The organism is Litorilinea aerophila (genome assembly GCF_006569185.2).
GTDB classification, from domain to species: domain Bacteria; phylum Chloroflexota; class Anaerolineae; order Caldilineales; family Caldilineaceae; genus Litorilinea; species Litorilinea aerophila.
The window spans coordinates 199,926-216,880 of the sequence record NZ_VIGC02000009.1 but is presented as its reverse complement, the minus strand read 5'-3'; the positions used below and the strand labels follow the sequence as shown (position 1 = coordinate 216,880).

Annotated in this window: 15 protein-coding genes; 8 read left to right on the top strand and 7 right to left on the bottom strand. The window is 60.4% G+C overall.

Features of this window, described 5'->3' with window-relative positions:
* Positions 1-217: 217 nt before the first annotated feature.
* Positions 218-1,012, bottom strand: a complete 795-nt coding sequence (locus FKZ61_RS09250; RefSeq protein ID WP_141609797.1) for an SDR family NAD(P)-dependent oxidoreductase — start codon at positions 1,010-1,012, stop codon at positions 218-220.
* A gap of 247 nt (positions 1,013-1,259) precedes the next feature.
* Between FKZ61_RS09250 and FKZ61_RS09245 the strand changes: the two genes are divergently transcribed.
* Complete coding sequence (locus FKZ61_RS09245; protein WP_141609796.1) at positions 1,260-2,078, top strand: polyphosphate kinase 2 family protein; 819 nt, start codon at positions 1,260-1,262, stop codon at positions 2,076-2,078.
* Positions 2,079-2,086: 8 nt separating this feature from the next.
* Here the strand turns inward: FKZ61_RS09245 and FKZ61_RS09240 are convergent, their stop codons facing one another.
* The 6 genes from FKZ61_RS09240 to FKZ61_RS09215 form a co-directional block, all read right to left on the bottom strand.
* Complete coding sequence (locus FKZ61_RS09240) at positions 2,087-3,424, bottom strand: acetyl ornithine aminotransferase family protein (RefSeq protein WP_141609795.1); 1,338 nt, start codon at positions 3,422-3,424, stop codon at positions 2,087-2,089.
* 28 nt (positions 3,425-3,452) lie between these two features.
* A complete protein-coding gene (locus FKZ61_RS09235) occupies positions 3,453-4,271 on the bottom strand; it encodes an IclR family transcriptional regulator (RefSeq protein ID WP_141609794.1) in 819 nt (272 codons plus the stop codon).
* Between the two features lie 172 nt (positions 4,272-4,443).
* Positions 4,444-5,304 (bottom strand): family 16 glycosylhydrolase, encoded by an 861-nt coding sequence (locus FKZ61_RS09230; RefSeq protein WP_211358487.1) that lies wholly within the window; start codon positions 5,302-5,304, stop codon positions 4,444-4,446.
* A gap of 118 nt (positions 5,305-5,422) precedes the next feature.
* Entirely contained in the window at positions 5,423-6,487 is a 1,065-nt protein-coding gene (locus FKZ61_RS09225) for a glycoside hydrolase family 117 protein (protein ID WP_141609792.1), read from the bottom strand.
* Positions 6,488-6,600: 113 nt separating this feature from the next.
* Entirely contained in the window at positions 6,601-8,823 is a 2,223-nt protein-coding gene (locus FKZ61_RS09220; RefSeq protein ID WP_170199487.1) for an ABC transporter substrate-binding protein, read from the bottom strand.
* A 173-nt stretch (positions 8,824-8,996) separates the two neighbouring features.
* Positions 8,997-10,124 (bottom strand): mandelate racemase/muconate lactonizing enzyme family protein, encoded by a 1,128-nt coding sequence (locus FKZ61_RS09215; protein ID WP_141609790.1) that lies wholly within the window; start codon positions 10,122-10,124, stop codon positions 8,997-8,999.
* A 297-nt stretch (positions 10,125-10,421) separates the two neighbouring features.
* Here FKZ61_RS09215 and FKZ61_RS09210 point away from each other — a divergent pair, with 297 nt between their 5' ends.
* The 7 genes from FKZ61_RS09210 to FKZ61_RS09180 all read left to right on the top strand — a co-directional run bounded on the left by FKZ61_RS09210 (position 10,422) and on the right by FKZ61_RS09180 (position 16,948).
* Positions 10,422-11,420: an ABC transporter permease gene (locus tag FKZ61_RS09210; protein ID WP_141609789.1), complete on the top strand. Its 999-nt coding sequence runs from the start codon at positions 10,422-10,424 to the stop codon at positions 11,418-11,420.
* Between the two features lie 42 nt (positions 11,421-11,462).
* Complete coding sequence (locus tag FKZ61_RS09205; protein ID WP_229964199.1) at positions 11,463-12,581, top strand: ABC transporter permease; 1,119 nt, start codon at positions 11,463-11,465, stop codon at positions 12,579-12,581.
* Between the two features lie 64 nt (positions 12,582-12,645).
* Positions 12,646-13,659, top strand: coding sequence for a zinc-dependent alcohol dehydrogenase (locus tag FKZ61_RS09200; RefSeq protein ID WP_141609786.1), 1,014 nt, complete (start codon positions 12,646-12,648; stop codon positions 13,657-13,659).
* Between the two features lies 1 nt (position 13,660).
* Entirely contained in the window at positions 13,661-14,431 is a 771-nt protein-coding gene (kduD, locus tag FKZ61_RS09195; protein WP_141609785.1) for a 2-dehydro-3-deoxy-D-gluconate 5-dehydrogenase KduD, read from the top strand.
* An 80-nt stretch (positions 14,432-14,511) separates the two neighbouring features.
* On the top strand, positions 14,512-15,537 hold the full coding sequence (locus FKZ61_RS09190) for an ABC transporter ATP-binding protein (protein ID WP_141609783.1): 1,026 nt from the start codon (positions 14,512-14,514) through the stop codon (positions 15,535-15,537).
* Positions 15,534-16,574, top strand: a complete 1,041-nt coding sequence (locus FKZ61_RS09185; RefSeq protein ID WP_141609782.1) for an ABC transporter ATP-binding protein — start codon at positions 15,534-15,536, stop codon at positions 16,572-16,574. Before FKZ61_RS09190 ends, FKZ61_RS09185 begins: the two co-directional genes overlap by 4 nt.
* A gap of 5 nt (positions 16,575-16,579) precedes the next feature.
* Positions 16,580-16,948: a hypothetical protein gene (locus tag FKZ61_RS09180; protein WP_141609781.1), complete on the top strand. Its 369-nt coding sequence runs from the start codon at positions 16,580-16,582 to the stop codon at positions 16,946-16,948.
* The last annotated feature ends 7 nt before the right edge of the window (positions 16,949-16,955 follow it).

Below are 16,955 nucleotides of genomic sequence, written 5' to 3'. Positions count from 1 at the left end.
TGTGTGCGAACCTGTTTGGTTCCCTGCGAAGCCGGGGTGGGTAGCGCACATTTGTGGTAGATGAGCCCCCATTTCTTGGCGGACAGACGATACCGATTGTCTTGCGAAGTTTGTCTGGCGAAGTGGCCCTCTGATTTCGTAGATCCGGTTTCCATACCGGACAAACGGTCATGTATGGAAACGTGACCTACTATGTCCTGTGATTAGACAATCGATATTACGGAGGAAGCAGGCTGGCCACACTCTGCCCCCCATCGATCACGAAGACCGCGCCGGTGGTAAAGTCAGACGCCGGCGCGGCCAGGTAGAGCGCGATGCCGGTGAGCTCTTCGGGCCGGCCCATGCGGCGCTGGGGGATGGACCGCAACACAGCGTCGTTCAGGGTCGGGTTGTCCCAGATGGCCTGGCTGAAGCGGGTCTGGACGTAGCCGGGCGCAATGGCGTTGACCTGGATCCCATCGGGCGCCAGCTCCTGGGCCAGCACCTGGGTGAGCATGATCACCGCAGCCTTGCTGACGCAGTAGATACCCATGCCCGGCTGGGGGTGCAGACCTGCGATGGAGGCCACGTTGATGATCTTCCCGCCGCCCCGGGCCCGCATGGCGGGCACGCAGGCCTGGACCAGGCGAAAGTATCCCTTGACGTTGATGTCCAGGGTCTTGTCCCAGTGGCTCTCCTGGGCGGTAAGCAGGGGGCCGAAGTGGGGGCTGGTGGCCGCGTTGTTGACCAGGATGTCCACGCCGCCGTAGGTTTCCACGGCTCGTTCCACCAGATGCGCCACCGCCGCCGGGTCGCCCGTGTGGGCGGCCACGGCCAGCGCCGTCCCCCCGGCCGCCTGGATCTGGGCAGCCACCTCGTCCAGGGCCTCTTGTTTGCGGCTGGCCAACACCACCTTCGCCCCGGCCGCGGCGTAGGTGCGGGCGATGGCTGCGCCAATCCCCCGGGACGCGCCGGTCACCAGGGCCACCTTCTCGGCCAGGGAAAAATCTGGCTGGTTCAATGGCATGGTCATGGGCTTCCTTCCCCCTGTCGTTCTCCCTTCTGCCCCAGAGCGGGGGGCAGATCCGGCCAGGCCAACTGGCTTGCTCCTGAAGCCACCTTATGCTATGGTCTCAGGGCTATGGCCTCAAAATCGTATCACAGCTTGCTGCCTGGGGTCGATTCCATCGCGCCCCCGGACGCACCATCGACCGGCACCGTGGCGTGGTAGCGACGGTCCTGGGTGAATGCAATCTGCCTGAAAGAGAAGGAACTGTCACATGGTAGACAAGACGGTGGACCACTATCGGGTCGAGCCCGGCATGGCCGTCGACCTGAGCCGGTGGGATCCAGACGACAGGTCGGTGTTTTCCGGTTCGAAAGCGGAAGGGAAAGCACGAACCAAGGCGCTCAACCGCCGGCTGGAAGCCCTGCAGGAGCTCCTCTACGCGGAAGGAAAGCACAAGGTCCTGATCGTGCTCCAGGCCATGGACACGGGCGGCAAGGATGGGACCATCCGCCACGTCTTCGACGGCGTTAACCCCCAGGGCGTCCGGGTGGCGGCCTTCAAAGTTCCCACGCCCGAGGAACTCCGCCATGACTACCTCTGGCGGGTTCACAAACATACGCCGGGCAGCGGCGAGATAGTCATCTTCAATCGCAGCCACTACGAGGATGTGTTGGTGGTGCGGGTCCACAACCTGGTGCCGCCGGAGGTCTGGCAGCGGCGGTATGAGCACATCCGCCAGTTCGAGAAACTCCTGGCCGATGAGGGGACCACCATCCTCAAGTTTTTCCTGCACATTTCGCCGGAAGAGCAGAAGGAGCGCCTGCAGGCCCGGCTGGACACGCCCCACAAGCGTTGGAAGTTCAACAAAGGAGACCTGGCCGAACGCAAGCGCTGGGACGAGTATATGCAGGCCTACGCCGACGCCATCCGCGAGACCAGCATCTCCTACGCGCCCTGGTACATCGTGCCGGCCAATCGCAAGTGGTACCGGAATCTGGTGGTTTCCCAGGTCATCGTGGATGCGCTGGAAGCGCTGGACATGCGCTATCCGGAGGCGGAGCCGGGCCTGGAATCCATCACCATCGAGTGAGGCCCGGCCTACTCCTGCTCCTCCTCGGCCAGGGTGAGGGCGTGTTCGAAGATCTGGAGCGCCTCGTCCACCTCCTGGCGGCTGACGATCAGGGGTGGGCAGAACCGGATGCTGCTGACGCCACAGCCGATCACCAACAAGCCATGCTCGAAGGCCAGCTTCTTCACCCGGTTGCGCAGCGCCACAGCCGGCCGTCGGGAATCCCTGTCCACCACCAGCTCTACGCCCACCATTAACCCCTTGCCGCGTACATCGCCCAGGTGGGGGTGTCGATCGGCCATCTTCCGCAGCCTCTCCAACAGATATGCGCCCTGCAGTCGGGCATTCTCCAGCCCCTCCTCGGCCAGCACATCCAGGGTGGCCAGCGCGGCGGCACAGGCCAGGGGGTTGCCCCCGTAGGTGTTGCTGTGGGCGCCTGCCGGCCAGGTCATGATGTGTTCCCGGGCGATGACCGCGCCCAGGGGCACACCGCTGGCAATTCCCTTGGCGCTGCAGACGATGTCTGGCTCCACGCCCCAGTGTTGAATGGCCCACCATTCTCCGGTGCGTCCCATCCCCGACTGCACTTCATCCACAATCAGCAGAATCCCATGGCGGTCACAGAGCTCCCGCAGCCGGGGGAAGAAACCATCCGGTGGGACGATGTAGCCCCCTTCCCCCTGGATGGGTTCCACCAGAACCGCCGCCACCTCTTCCGGCGGGACCAGGTTCTGGAAGATCACCTGCTCCAGATAGTTCACCACTGTTTCGCCGTAGTCCCGGTCGCCGGGCATGGGCTGGAGGACCGGCCGGTACGGGTTGGGGTACGGGATGTGGGTCACCGCCGGTGCCGGCATGAAGCCGGCCCGCTGGACGGTCTTGCTGGCGGTGAAACCCAGCGCGCCCAGGGTTCGTCCGTGGAAGCCACCGATGAAGCCGATGAAGCGGCTGCGCCCTGTGTGGTAGCTGGCCAGCTTGATGGCGGCCTCCACCGCTTCCGTGCCTGAATTGGCCAGGAAGACCCGGGCCGGCTCCGCAAATGGCGCGATCTGGCTCAAGCGCTCTGACAGCTCGATCCAGCGCTGGTGGTAGAAGTCGGACGAGATGTGGATGAACTGCTCGGCCTGTTCCTGGATGGCCTGGACGACCCGGGGGTGGCAGTGCCCGGTGGCGTTGACGGCGATGCCAGCCACAAAATCCAGATACCGGTTGCCGTCCACATCCCACACATAGCACCCCTTGCCGTGGGACATCACAAAGGGATGCTCACGGCCGTAGGACGGCGAAATGACCCGATGATCCCGGGCAATGAAGGCCCGGGCTTCGGGGCCGGGAACATTCAGTCGAGTGATGGAATTCAACAGCATGGTATCGCTCCTTTTTTGTGAATCCGCTTCAACGGGGGGAGGCCGGCGCCGTCCCCTGGGTTTCGGTCGGAGCGTCGCCGGCAGGCCGGTATCCCAACTGGTGGGAAATGTGACGGGCACAGCGTTGAACCTGCTCCACCAGGGCAGGCCAATGGGCCTCGTTTAGTCGGGTGCTGGGGCCGCCCACGCTCACGGCCGCCACCACCTGGCGATGATGGTCGAAGATGGGCGCGGCCACCGCCACAAAGCCGGCCTCCAGCTCTCCGGCGGCCACAGCATATCCCTGCCTGCGCACCTGTTCCAGCTCCTGGCGCAACATGGTCGGATCCACGAGGGTGCGCTCTGTCAGGCGGGCCAGGGGCTGTTGAAGGAGGGCTTCCACCATGGCCGCGGGCTGATGGGCCAGGAGGACCTTGCCCGTGGAAGTGGCGTGGGCGGGCAGGCGGCTGCCCACGTCCTGGGAGACGCCCAGCCGATAGCGGGTGGAGACTTCATCCAGGATCAAAACCTGATCGTTCACCAGGATCTCCAGGGAAGTGGTTTCGCCCGTCTCCGCAGCCAGCGCCTCCAGACTCGGGCGGCTGATGCTGCGCAGATCGTTGGAGCGCAGGGCCGAAGCGCCCAGCGCGATCAGCTCGGGGCCCAGGCGGTAGGCGCCGGTGGCCGGATCCCGCACCAGGAACTGGGCCCGCTCCAGGGTGCTGAGCAACCGGTAGGCGGTGGTCTTATTCAGGCCCACAGCCTGGGCCAATTCGGTCAGGTGCCAGGCTGGCCGGGCATCGCTGAAGGCTTTGAGGAGGGAGAGCGCCCGGACCACGGCCTGGGTGCCGGGGTAGGGTTCTTGCATGGTGGCTCTGCGCTTGTGTTTTTGAAACAAGTATTCATAATGTGGAACTGCGTAAGGGCAATATACAAAAAGGCCCACCCTTTGTCAAGGGCAGGCCTGAGGGGCTGATATGTTTCACCGTTGTCGGTCAGACAGCACTCGTCGGGGCTTGCCCTGCCCCAACGAGCTTGAACTACTGGTTGCCCTCGGGCACCAGCTGATAGAAGCGGATCCAGTCCACGTAGAAGAAGCGTTTGCTGTCGTCGGCCAGTTCTTCGTCGGTGGGGGTGATGCCGTTATCCGATCGCCAGTTTTGGTCTTCCATGTCGATGATCACGTCCATCGCCTTGCTCAGGCCAGTTCCATTGGTGTAGTTAAGGGGATCGATGATGGATGCCCCGGACACGGTGCGCACAAGCTGGCCGTCGATGTAGTATTCCAGGTGCCAGGGGTCGCGCCAGTATACGCCGTAGCGATGGAAATCTTCCCGCCAGATGGTGCCATCGTAGTACCAGGAGCCTGGATCCGTCGGTTGGTAGTCCTGGAACGGCTCGCGGATGAAGACGTGGTGGCTCAGGTGTACCCTTTCGGCGAACCACGTTTGGTCAGGTCGGTCGCTGCCATAGGCTTCCAGGATGTCGATTTCCTGGGTGTCGTCGGGGCTCAGCATCCACACGGCGGAGGACAGGACGAGGTTGCTGATCTTCGCCCGGGCCTCCACGTAGACGGGATAGATTACCCTTTCTTTGGACGTGATGATCCCGGCGTACACTTGCTTGCTGTTTGGCTTGCGGCTGGCCGCGATGACCAGGTGTCCGCCTTCCACCCAAGAGTGATTTCGCTGCCATTCGGTCAGACCGGGGCCGGTCCAGGGATTGTGATAGGTATCCTGCCACTTTTGGGTGAATTGGGGGCCTTTGTCGTCGGCAGGGGCAGTGTAGTTGAAGTCGTCCGACATGGGCAGGAGTTCCCATCGATACCCATCCCCTGGAGCGACAGGCACCGGGTAGATATCCCATTCCCAATGTTGGCTGGCGGGTCGTTCGCGATTCATGGCAACCAGAAGCATGCCCGATGCAAGGAGGACGAGTGCGAGCACGAAGATGATGGATAGGGTCGTTCGCCTGGGAGCCGGAATTCTTCGGAGCATGTTGGACCTCACTCTCGGGGATCTACACCCTTCGGGGGAAGTAGGTTTCAAAGCGGCGGATATACTGCCAGTTGCGGTTCGCCGCGTAGCGGTGGCAGAGTCCCCAGCGGATGCCGGCCAGGGGACTTGTGTCGTGGTCGGGAGTGCGGAAGAGGCCCATGGCCTCTGGCGCCCCTTTGATCACAGCCATGATCTCGAAGTTGATGCCATCCTCCGCGTATTGGATGGTGTTCTTTTCGGGGCCGTCGGTGGTGAGGACGGCGGCGATCCCGCCCCGGTAGGGCCAGATGCACACTTCATGACCGCTGTTGGTGATGGGATTGTACTCGCTCTTCACATAGGGGCCCTCGGGCTGATCGGCGATGGCGACGCCCCAGCGGATCTCCCGGCCGCCGAAGGTCATGCCCTCGCCCATCTGCTCTCCCTTGTAGTAGAGGTAAAATCGGTCGCGGTAGTAGATGAGACAGGGGTCGTGAACCTTATGGCTGTCGAAGTCTCCTTTTTCCACCACCGCAAAGCGATCGTCTTTCTCGCCCAGCCAGATGCCGTTGTCGGCGGGGGAGAGGATGGGTGCCGGCAACTTACGCCAGGGACCATCTGGAGAGTCCGCCACAGCCATGGCGACATGCTCTTTGACCCGCAACACGTAGGGGGCCTGGACCACCTGGTACACCAGGTAATACTTGCCCTCATGGACGAAGATTTCCGGGGTAAAGACGGAGCGGTCGTCGAAAGCGCCGGCGGGCCCGCGCCCGATGGCACGTCCTTGTTCACGCCACGTCCATCCGTCCTGGGAAGTGGCATACCAGATTTCGCTCAGGTCCCAAGGGAAGACCTTCTTCGACGGATCGCCGCTGCCAAAGCCTGCGGTCTCGCCGGTACTTTTGGTGTACCAGACGTAGTAGGTATCGTCGATCTGGATGACAGCGCTGGGATCGCGGCGCACCACGCCCTCCTGGTAAGCCAGGTCGCCACCCAGGTCGTACTCCTTGAACTCGCAGAACCATTCGGGGCCTTTGGTGTAGGCCAGGGCGCGCTTTGAGGCCGCGCTGAGCTTGGGTTGTTGGCTGTGGGTTTGTGTTTCCATGTGTCTGTGCTGCATGTGAATGTTTCTTTCGGCAGGCTCATGCGCTGGAAATCAACGGTTCGACTTCGGGATGGGGTAACACCCATCCCGAAGTCTCCGGAGGAACAGTGCCATCAGGGGCATTCGCCGTCGGAAGCGAAGTACCACTGCTCGGGCATGTAGAGGACCCACTGACGATAGCTCCAGCTCCAGACGCCCTGGGTACCCTCGGGCGGCGTGTTGCAGAGGTTCTTTTTGAAGAGCAGGGGCTGGGGCGGCCGCTGGATGGTGCCGATCATGTACAGCGGTTCAAATGCCTTGCGATAGAATTCCTTCCCCACGGCGATCTGCTCCTCCGACCGGTAGGGCAGGGCCAGATACTGCTCGCCCAGCTCCCACAGTTCCTTGATCTCGTCCGGCGGTTCTTCGCCCACTATTTCTTCTTCGCCGGCTTCCTGGGATTGGGCTTCGGTTCCTTCGCCAGCCTGTTGGGCCTTCTCCTTTCGCTCCTGCTCCAGGAGCCACTCCTGCCATGGATGGCCGGAGGCCCGGGCACCCCAGTACGGTCGCAGGTTCCCCAGCCCGTTGCTGATATCTTCGATGTCGGTGATATCTAGCGCCCACCCCGCGAGTTGAACGGCGTTGCCATCTCGCAGTTCGTTGTACAGACCTACGTCGATGATCTTGTAGTTGGTCTTCACGCCCACCGCGTTCCAGTAGTCTGTGACCAGCTCGCCGATCTTTTGCCAGGCTTCCTCGGGCACGGAGACCTGGAAGTTGAGGAAGAGGGTTTCGCCATCCGGGCGCAGGCGATACCCGCTGGCATCCCGCTGGTCGAGCCCCATTTCATCCAGGAGCTGATTGGCCCTCTCCGGGTCGTATTCGGCGTAGTAGTCGGTCATCCAGGGTTCGTAGTAGAGGGAGTTGGGGGTTGGCGCCGCCTGGGATGGGGTGGCCAGGCCGAAGTAGACCAGCTGGTTGATCTCTTCCCGGTTGATGGCCAGGGACATGGCCTGTCGGAAGCGTGGATCCCAGAAAATCTCCCGCAATACCGGATCCTCCACCGTGAAGTTGAACATGATGGCATATTCATTGCCCCGCTCGTAGGGAACCATCACGGTGCGGTAGTTGCCGGCCTCTTCGTTTTCCCGATAGGTGGGGACGCTGAGCAGCTTGCCCCATCCGTGGTGGGTATATTCCCCGGCAATGGCCTTTAAGTCCTGGACCTGCAGGTCCTCCACCAGGATCCGCCGTACGCTATCCGTGTAGGGGAGCTGGTTGCCGGCGACGTCAACTTTGAAGAAGTAGGGATTCCGTTCGTAATACTTGTTGCCGAAGGAATCTTCCCGTGCAAAGACGAAGGTGTTCAGGGTGGGCGCGTAGGGGTCGGTCTCTGCGCCCAGGTTCCAGGTATAGTTGTAGGGGACCTTCTTGGCGTTGAAAAGTTCTACCCAGTCGGCGTAACCTTGCTCTTCGGCCAGGGTATTGGCGTCGGGGTTGTAGTCGATGTGGAACTGTTTGAAGTAATGGGCCGGGAGGAAGCCCCGATTGCCAAATTCTGAGCCCAGGGCCACGATGAAACCGGGGTTGGGCTCGGCAAAGGTGTAGCGGACGGTCGTCTCGTCGATAACCTCGAATTTGGCCAGCTCGCCGCCGACCAGGTAGAGGGAGGGCGGCACGGGACTCAGTTCCGGGTTAGACACCACATCCTCGTAGTAGAAGCGGAAATCCTCGGCCGTGAAGGGCTCTCCATCCGACCACCGATGCCCTTCCCGCAGGTAGATGGTATAGGTGGTCTGATCGTCGGAGATCTCGTAGCCCTTCGCGATATTGGGAATGATGGTGACCAGATCCGGGCCGATGGTAAAGAGCTTCTGCAGGCGGACCTCGATTTCATCCCAGCCGCAGCAGGTGGGGCTGGTGGCAGGGCCGGCCAGTTCACCGCCATATTCTCCCACGGCGAAGAGGGGCTGAACCACCACTGGCTCCTTGGGGAGTCGCTCTTCCACCGGCGGTAGTTCACCGTTGGCTACCTTTTGAGCCAGAAGGGGAGATTCATTGAATTGGGTGATGGTGTTGCCCGTAGCCGCCTCGTATTCGGCCAGGGTGCCATACTGGAAGGGGTACGTCCGGTCGGATGTATCTTCTGCACCGGTGGTCTCTGCACCGGCGGCTTCCGAATTGGCGGCCGTTTCCGCAGAAGCGTCGCCCTGGGTTGCAGCCGGTGCCTGGACGGGCGCTTCTGCCTGGGCTGTTGGCGCCGGCGTGGGTGTCTGGTTTCGCCGGCCACAGGCAGCCAGCATCAAAGCCAGAAAGGCCAGCAGGCTCACGAGCAGGAAGAGTCGTTTGTGAGACATGGTCAGCATCTCCTTGTGTCAGGTCCTGAACCAAAACATATCCCAAAATATGGAGACAAGTGAGATTATCTGCAGGTGCTTCACCTCCTTCGTCTGTGAGAGACGACTGCATGCCTGAGGGTTGGGAAGCCGGTGCCCCGACGGAGAAAGCCAGGCCATCTCCATCGTGCGACTCAGGCGGTGGCCACGAAGGGCGCTGTTTCGGTTTCTCGGGGAGCAACCAGGTAGGGTGCCAGCGCCTCCCAGTCGAAGTGGACGCCATGACCTGGCGCCTCGCCGGGCACCATGACGCCATCCTGGAGCTGGGGCGGATTAAGGATAAATCGCTCCAGCCCGAAGCTGTGGATTTCCAGGTAGGACGCGTTGGGGATGGCCGCCAGCAGATGCAAATGCAGCTCGTGGACGCCGTGGGTGGTCACGGCGAGGTTATGGGCATGGGCCAGCCGGGCCACCCGCAGCCAGTTGGTGATCCCCCCGATGTTGGTGACATCCGGTTCGGGGAAGGCGATGCCTCCGTGCTGGATCATCTGCCGAAACTCGTAGAGGGTATGCAGGTTCTCACCTGTGGCGATGGGCACTCCGCCTTCCTGGGCGATACGGGCATGGCCGGCCACGTCGTCCGGGATGGTTGGCTCTTCCAGCCAGTAGACGTCGTACTCTTGAAGCTGTCTGGCTGTGCGAATGGCCGTTTCCACATTCCACCGCATGTTGGCATCCACCATCAGGCGAATATCTGGGCCGATGAGCTCGCGCACTGCACGGACCCGCTCGACATCCTCTCGGACGTGGGACTGTCCGACCTTGATTTTGATGGCGCGATACCCCCGGGCCAGGTTCTCCCGGGTCTGGGCCAGCAGCTCTTCCAGGCTCAGGTGCAGATCGATGCCCCCAATATAGGCCAGGACGGTATTGCTGTGGCCGCCCAGGAGTCGCCAAAACGGCACCTTGTCATGCTTGCCGATCAGGTCCCAGATGGCGATATCCACGGCGCTGATGGCAAAGCTGGCCAATCCTCCCCGGCCCACGTAGTGCAGCCGCCACCACATCTCCTCCCAGATGGCTTCAACACGTCGAGCGTCTTTGCGAAGTACCACTGGTTTCAGGGCTTCTTCGATCAAGGAGCGGATGGCTGCTCCGCCCTGGCCAATGGTGTAGGTGTACCCCAGCCCCTCGATGCCATTTTGGGTACGAAGGCGGACCATGACCACTTCGAAATGGGTCATGTTGCCATGGGTGGAGTCGGTCATGGGGGTGGGCAACGGGATGCGATAATGTCTTGATTCAAGTTCTGCGATCAACATGTCCCACGTCCTTTGTCGAAGGGATTGGATGAATTTTCCAGGCGAACAGGAACGGTCTATGGGGGCCACGACTTGTGGGGGCAGAAATGTCGCTGGCCACGTGATGGATGGAGTCATGGACCCTGTTGGGATTCACGGTATGGGGAGTATACTCGATTTTGAGTCGATTGTCAATTGTTGACAAAATGAAAGTTTTGGGATATGCTGGGCCGCAATGGTTTTCTGCCCCTGTCTTTTCCCATAGATGAGATTCCCCGGGCTGCACGGATGCTGTGCAGGTTCAAGGAGGGTTGATGTATGACGCGCTACATGGTCCAGCGGTCAATCTACCTGCTCTTTCTCCTCTGGATGGTCACCATTGTTACCTTTGTGGTCATTCAGCTCCCGCCAGGCGACTATTTGTCCACCTATATCAGCCGCCTTGAGCAACAGGCTGGTGATGTCATCACCGAGGAGATGATCCAGGCGCTCAAGGCCCAATATGGGCTCGATCTGCCCATGCACGAACGCTACTTGAAATGGCTGGGATCCGTGTTTCGCGGAGATTTCGGTTTTTCCTACGAGTGGCAAAAACCCGTGGGGGAGCTCATTCGGGAACGGTTGGCCCTTTCCTTTACGGTGGCCATCCTGAGCACGTTAGTCACCTATGCCATCGCGATTCCCATCGGCATCTACTCGGCCACCCACCAATATTCGTTGGGGGATTATGTGATCACCGTGTGGGGATTCCTGGGGCTAGCCATTCCCAACTTCATGCTGGCGCTGGTCTTTCTCTTCCTGGCTTTTAAGCTCTTCGGCGCCAACTTGAGCGGCCTCTTTTCGCCCGAATATATCGATGCGCCCTGGAGCACCGCCAAGGTCATCGACATGCTGAAGCACCTGCCCATTCCCATCCTGGTACTCAGTACCAGCGGCGCAGCCGGCCTGATCCGGGTCCTGCGGGCCACACTCCTGGACGAGCTGCAGAAGCAATATGTCATCACCGCTCGAGCCAAGGGCGTCAGCGAGACCCGGCTCCTGTTCAAGTATCCTGTGCGGGTGGCTTTGAACCCGCTGATCAGCAATCTGGCGTGGCTGTTTCCCGCCCTGATCTCGGGGGGCACCATCGTGGATATTGTCCTGGGGCTGCCTACGGCCGGGCCTATGTTGTTCCGTGCCCTGATCTCGCAGGATACTTTTCTGTCCGCCTCGATTCTCCTGTTTATGAGCATCCTCACCGTGATCGGAACCACGGTGTCGGACATTCTGCTGGTGGTGGTAGATCCCCGGATCCGCATGGAGAAAGGGACCGAATGAAGACCGGTACGATGAAAATTTAGGGGGGAGTGTAACATGGTCGTGACCGAAACTGCTCGTCAACCCGATCTGCACGACGAAAGCTATTACCTGGCCTCCCAATGGCAACTGGTCTGGCGAAAATTCCGCAAACACAGGCTGGCCCTGCTAGGCATGTCGATTTTGGTGATTTTCTATCTTGTGGCCATCTTTGCGGATTTCTTCGCCCTGCACCCCTACCAGGAGCGAAATGCAGATTTTGCGTTGGCGCCGCCGCAGCGTATCCACTTCTGGGATGAGTCGGGCCAGTTCCATTTTCCACCCTTCATCTATGGCCGACAGCAAAGCCTCGACATGCGAACCCTCCAACGTACTTATGTGGAGGACACTGAGGTTCGATATCCGCTGCGCTTCTTTGCCCGGGGATATTCGTACAAGTTATTGGGCCTGTTGGAAACGGATATTCACCTCATTGGCGTGGATGGCCCCGTGAAATTTTTCCCCTTTGGGACCGACGAATTCGGACGGGATCTCTATTCCCGGAATATCTTCGCCTCTCGCATCTCCCTTTCCATCGGTTTTGTCGGTGTGTTGGTGAGCTTCGTGATCGGGTGTCTGGTGGGCGGCATATCCGGTTATTTTGGCGGTACCGTGGATCTCATCATCCAGCGCCTGATCGAGTTCATCATCTCTATTCCTACCATTCCCCTGTGGATTGCCCTGGCCGCCGCCCTTCCCCCCCACTGGACCTCAGTCCAGGTCTATTTCAGCATCACGGTGGTGCTGGCTACGGTGGGTTGGACCGGCCTGGCCCGCACGGTGCGGGGCAAGCTCCTGGAGACGCGGGAGGCCGACTTTGTGATGGCCGCCCGGGTCTCCAACGTGGGGGATTTCCACATCATTGTCAGGCATCTGCTGCCATCCTTTGCCAGTTATTTGATTGTTAGCCTGACGCTGGGCGTACCGGGCATGATTTTAGGGGAGACAGCCCTGAGTTTCCTTGGCATCGGCATACGTCCGCCAGCGGTCAGTTGGGGGGTCCTCCTGCAGGACGCCCAGAATATTCGCAGCCTGGCCCAAAGTCCCTGGTTGTTCATCCCCGCCGTGTTTGTGGTGGTGGCCGTTTTGTGTTTTAACTTTGTGGGGGATGGCCTCCGGGACGCCGCCGATCCCTACAAGTGAGCGGTTGTGTTCTGTAAACAATCCAAATGTTAATTCATCTGGATAATTCATAAGGTGGTGATACATGAAGGCCGTATTCTATGAAGGAGATCGTCGGATCCGGGTAGGAACCTGTACCCCCCGCCCGCCCGGTCCGAACGAGGTGCAGATCCAGGTGGCCTATGGCGGGATCTGTGGGACGGACCTCCACATTTTCCACGGCGCCATGGATCGGCGGGTGCGGATGCCCCAGATCATGGGGCACGAGATGTCCGGGCGCGTCCACGCGGTGGGGAGCCAGGTGCAGGGGATTCGCGTGGGTGATCCGGTCACGGTCATGCCCCTGGATCCCTGCGGTGTATGTCCCGCCTGCCAGGCAGGGCACAGCCACATCTGCCACAACCTCAAATTCCTGGGCATCGATACGCCGGGTGCCTTTCAGTCCTTTTGGACGGTGCCGGCCCACACGGTCTTTCGCCTGCCCGAGACCCTTTCCCTCCAACAGGCGGCCCTGATCGAGCCCCTGGCCGTCGCCTGTCATGACGTGCGCCTGGGCGAGGTGAAGGCGGGCGACCAGGTGGTTGTGATTGGGGGTGGCCCCATCGGCACGTTGATCGCCCTGGTTGCTCGGGAGCAGGGCGCCCATGTATTGGTGAGTGACGTGAATCCCCACCGGTTGGCACTGATCCAAGAATTGGGCTTCCAGGTTGTCAATCCGCTCGAAGAAGATCTCCCCGGGCTGGTGCAACAGCAGACCAACGGTGCCGGCGCTGATGTGGTCTTCGAGGTTTCGGGCTCGGCAGCGGGTGCCAGAACCATGACGGAGCTGCTGCGGACGCGAGGACTGGCTGTGGTGGTGGCCATTTTCGGCCAGCCGCCAGCCGTCGACCTCTTCCGGGTTTTCTGGCGGGAATTACGGCTGCGGGGCGTTCGGGTCTATGAACAGGAGGATTTCCAGCGGGCCATTGAGCTGGCTGCTTCTGGTCGTCTTCCCCTGGACAAATTGATCACCTCTGTCCGTCCTCTGGAGCAGCTTCAGGCTGGCTTTGAGGAGATGGAGCAGGGAGGTGCCAACATGAAAATCCTATTGGAGGTGTAGCATGTCGGTTTTGGATCTGTTCAGACTGGATGGCAAGGTGGCCCTGGTGACCGGCTGCCGGCGGGGCATTGGCAGGGCCATGACCCTGGCCCTGGCCGAAGCCGGCGCTGATATTATCGGCGTGAGCGCCTCCCTGCCCCTCCACGACAGCGAGATCGAGCGGGAAGTCCGCCAATTGGGGCGAAACTTTACCGCCTACCAGTGCGATTTCAGCGATCGAGCTGCTTTGTACCAGTTCATTGCCCAGGTGAAAGCCGATTTCCCGGTCATCGATATCCTGGTCAACAACGCCGGGACGATCCTGCGTAAGCCGGCAGCGGAACACCCGGACGAGTACTGGGATACCATCATCCAGGTGAACCAGACGGCCCAGTTCATCCTCAGCCGGGAGATCGGCAAGGAGATGCTGGCTCGGGGCAGGGGCAAGATTATCTTCACCGCCTCTCTGCTCTCATTCCAGGGGGGCATCACCGTGCCCGGCTATGCCGCCGCGAAGCATGCCGTGGCCGGCCTCACCAAGGCGTTGGCCAACGAATGGGCTGGCAAGGGGGTTAACGTGAACGCCATTGCTCCGGGCTACGTGGAAACGGACAATACTGAAGCCCTGCGCAAAGATCCGGTGCGCTATCAGGCCATTTTGGATCGGATTCCGGCCGGCCGCTGGGGACGGATTGAGGATTTCAAGGGGCCTGTTGTCTTCCTCGCCTCCTCGGCTTCGGACTATGTCCACGGTGAGATCCTGACGGTAGATGGCGGCTGGATGGCCCGGTGAATCTTACCGTGAGAGACGGAGTAGATGCTGTCCAGGCTAGGGCATGGGCCGATTGAACGCCCGAGGGAAAGATTTGATTTATGATGAATGGCACACACCCTAAACTTCTGGAGATTCGTGGGCTGCGAACCTATTTCAAGACGGACGAAGGTATCCTGAAGGCCGTAGACGGGGTCGACCTGGACATTATGCCCGGCACGACCGTGGGGATCATCGGTGAGTCCGGCTGTGGGAAGAGCGTGACCGCCCAGTCCATCCTGCGGATCGTGCCGCCACCTGGCTTCATCGCTGGGGGGCACATCTGGCTTCATCGCAAGGATGGCGCATCGGTCGATCTGGCCCAGCTTGATCCTAAAGGTCCCGAGATCCGGGCCATCCGTGGTGCTGATATTGCCATGATTTTTCAAGAGCCCATGACCAGCCTTTCGCCCGTGCATCCCATCGGGGATCAAATCATGGAAGCAATTCTCCTGCACCGCACCCCGGACAAGCGGGAGGCCCGCGAGATCGCTTTGGATATGTTGGCTCGGGTGGAAATTTCCAATCCGGTGCAGCGATTTAAGGAATATCCCCACCAGCTTTCTGGCGGAATGCGTCAGAGGGTCATGATCGCCATGGCCCTCTCCTGCAACCCCAGCCTGCTGATTGCCGACGAACCGACCACCGCGCTGGATGTGACCGTGCAGGCCCAGGTGCTTGAGCTGTTGAAGCAGTTACAAGATGAATTTGGCATGGCCATCATGTACATTACCCACGACCTGGGTGTTATCGCGGAAATCGCCGACCAGGTCAATGTGATGTATCTGGGGCGGGTAGTAGAGCGAGCCAGCACCCGCGAACTCTTCCGGAATCCGTTGCATCCCTACACAAGGCGTCTTCTCCAATCCATCCCCCGGATCCAGGGCCAGCCGCGTACACGCCTGGACGCGGTGGAGGGCAATGTTCCCATTCCGCTGAATTTTCCCCGCCAATGTGGGTTCTATTCCCGTTGCCGGGAGGCCTTGCAGGGGCGCTGCGACGTCAGCATTCCCGCCCTGGTGAACGTGGGCCATGATCATGAAGTTCGCTGTTTTTTGTATAGCGAGGAAGAGGAGCTGGTCCCATGAATGTATCGCCAGCGAGGCATCCGACTTCCGCGGAGAAACTCCTGGAAATTAACCATTTGAAAAAATACTTTCCCATTGAGAAGGGGTTTTTACGTCGCGTGGTTGGCCATGTCCGGGCTGTGGACGACGTAAGCCTGTACATTCACGAAGGGGAGGCCTTTGGGCTGGTGGGAGAATCCGGCAGTGGCAAGACAACCCTGGGGCGCTGTATTGTGCGCGCCATTTCGCCCAGCGAGGGGGAGATCTGGTTCCGCCTGCCGGATGGGCGTCGGGTCAATCTGGCGCAGATGGATCGACGGGAGCTCCGGGCTGTACGCCGGTACATGCACATGATCTTTCAGGATCCTTACTCTTCCTTGAATCCTCGCATGACTGTTCGGGACATCATCGCCGAGCCGTTACGATACAACCATTTGGGCACAGAACAGGAAATCAACGAGCGGGTCAAGGAACTGATCCAACTGGTTGGCCTGGAGGTCCAACACCTGAAACGCTATCCCCACGCTTTCTCCGGCGGGCAGCGCCAACGGATCGGCATTGCCCGTTCTCTGGCCATCAACCCCCGTCTCATCGTCTGCGACGAAGCCGTCTCTGCCCTGGATGTATCGATCCAGGCCCAAATTCTGAACCTGCTGCTGGACCTGCAAGAACAGTTCAAGCTCACATATCTCTTTATCGCCCACGACCTTTCCGTGGTAAAGCACATTTCACACCGCATCGGTGTAATGTATGTGGGCAAACTGGTGGAGATGGCCGAGACCCACGAGCTCTTCACCAATCCCAGGCACCCGTACACCGAGGCCCTCCTGTCAGCAGTACCGAAGACAGACCCGGATCTGAAGACGGAGCGCATCATCCTGGCGGGCGAGGTCGCCAACCCAGCTAATCCGCCGTCTGGCTGCTATTTTCACCCCCGCTGTCGCTACGCCCGGGATATCTGCCGGGAAGAGACACCGTCCTGGGATGAGGTGTCGCCCGGTCACTTCGTGAGCTGTCACCTGGCTCGGGAACTGAACCTGCAAGGGACAACAGGGTAAACGCCATGGAGTTTTTGTTGGGTTCCATTCTGGTGATGCTTGTCGGTATAGGGCTGGTGATCGGCTCCATCCTCTACTGGTCCAACTGGCTGGCTCACCGACACATCACCACCCGTTTCCGCGATGCTGAATTCATCCTTCAGCACCACCGTGCGCCAGAATCGTGGATAAAGAGAGGGTCCGGTATGGGCCAACGTGTCGGAGAGCCCCGGCGGGATATCCTCGCCCGCCTGGATGAGCTCATCACCTTTTTCGAAAGTTGCCCATTTTTCGATGGGGAAGAAACGAGGCAACTGCTTCTATCCCAGCTCCGTCAGGAGCGGGAACAGTGGAAAGCCAGGCCGGATGAGGCATGGCTACTCAGGCATGGGTGAGCAATCC

Bases quoted from the DNA above. Each gene is read 5' to 3' on its own strand.
- FKZ61_RS09240 (WP_141609795.1), bottom strand. From the start codon at position 3,424: ATGCTGTTGAATTCCATCACTCGACTGAATGTTCCCGGCCCCGAAGCC.
- FKZ61_RS09185 (WP_141609782.1), top strand. From the start codon at position 15,534: ATGAATGTATCGCCAGCGAGGCATCCGACTTCCGCGGAGAAACTCCTG.
- FKZ61_RS09235 (WP_141609794.1), bottom strand. From the start codon at position 4,271: ATGCAAGAACCCTACCCCGGCACCCAGGCCGTGGTCCGGGCGCTCTCC.
- kduD (WP_141609785.1), top strand. From the start codon at position 13,661: ATGTCGGTTTTGGATCTGTTCAGACTGGATGGCAAGGTGGCCCTGGTG.
- FKZ61_RS09180 (WP_141609781.1), top strand. From the start codon at position 16,580: ATGGAGTTTTTGTTGGGTTCCATTCTGGTGATGCTTGTCGGTATAGGG.
- FKZ61_RS09190 (WP_141609783.1), top strand. From the start codon at position 14,512: ATGATGAATGGCACACACCCTAAACTTCTGGAGATTCGTGGGCTGCGA.
- FKZ61_RS09210 (WP_141609789.1), top strand. From the start codon at position 10,422: ATGACGCGCTACATGGTCCAGCGGTCAATCTACCTGCTCTTTCTCCTC.
- FKZ61_RS09245 (WP_141609796.1), top strand. From the start codon at position 1,260: ATGGTAGACAAGACGGTGGACCACTATCGGGTCGAGCCCGGCATGGCC.
- FKZ61_RS09250 (WP_141609797.1), bottom strand. From the start codon at position 1,012: ATGACCATGCCATTGAACCAGCCAGATTTTTCCCTGGCCGAGAAGGTG.
- FKZ61_RS09200 (WP_141609786.1), top strand. From the start codon at position 12,646: ATGAAGGCCGTATTCTATGAAGGAGATCGTCGGATCCGGGTAGGAACC.
- FKZ61_RS09220 (WP_170199487.1), bottom strand. From the start codon at position 8,823: ATGTCTCACAAACGACTCTTCCTGCTCGTGAGCCTGCTGGCCTTTCTG.
- FKZ61_RS09230 (WP_211358487.1), bottom strand. From the start codon at position 5,304: ATGAATCGCGAACGACCCGCCAGCCAACATTGGGAATGGGATATCTAC.
- FKZ61_RS09215 (WP_141609790.1), bottom strand. From the start codon at position 10,124: ATGTTGATCGCAGAACTTGAATCAAGACATTATCGCATCCCGTTGCCC.
- FKZ61_RS09225 (WP_141609792.1), bottom strand. From the start codon at position 6,487: ATGGAAACACAAACCCACAGCCAACAACCCAAGCTCAGCGCGGCCTCA.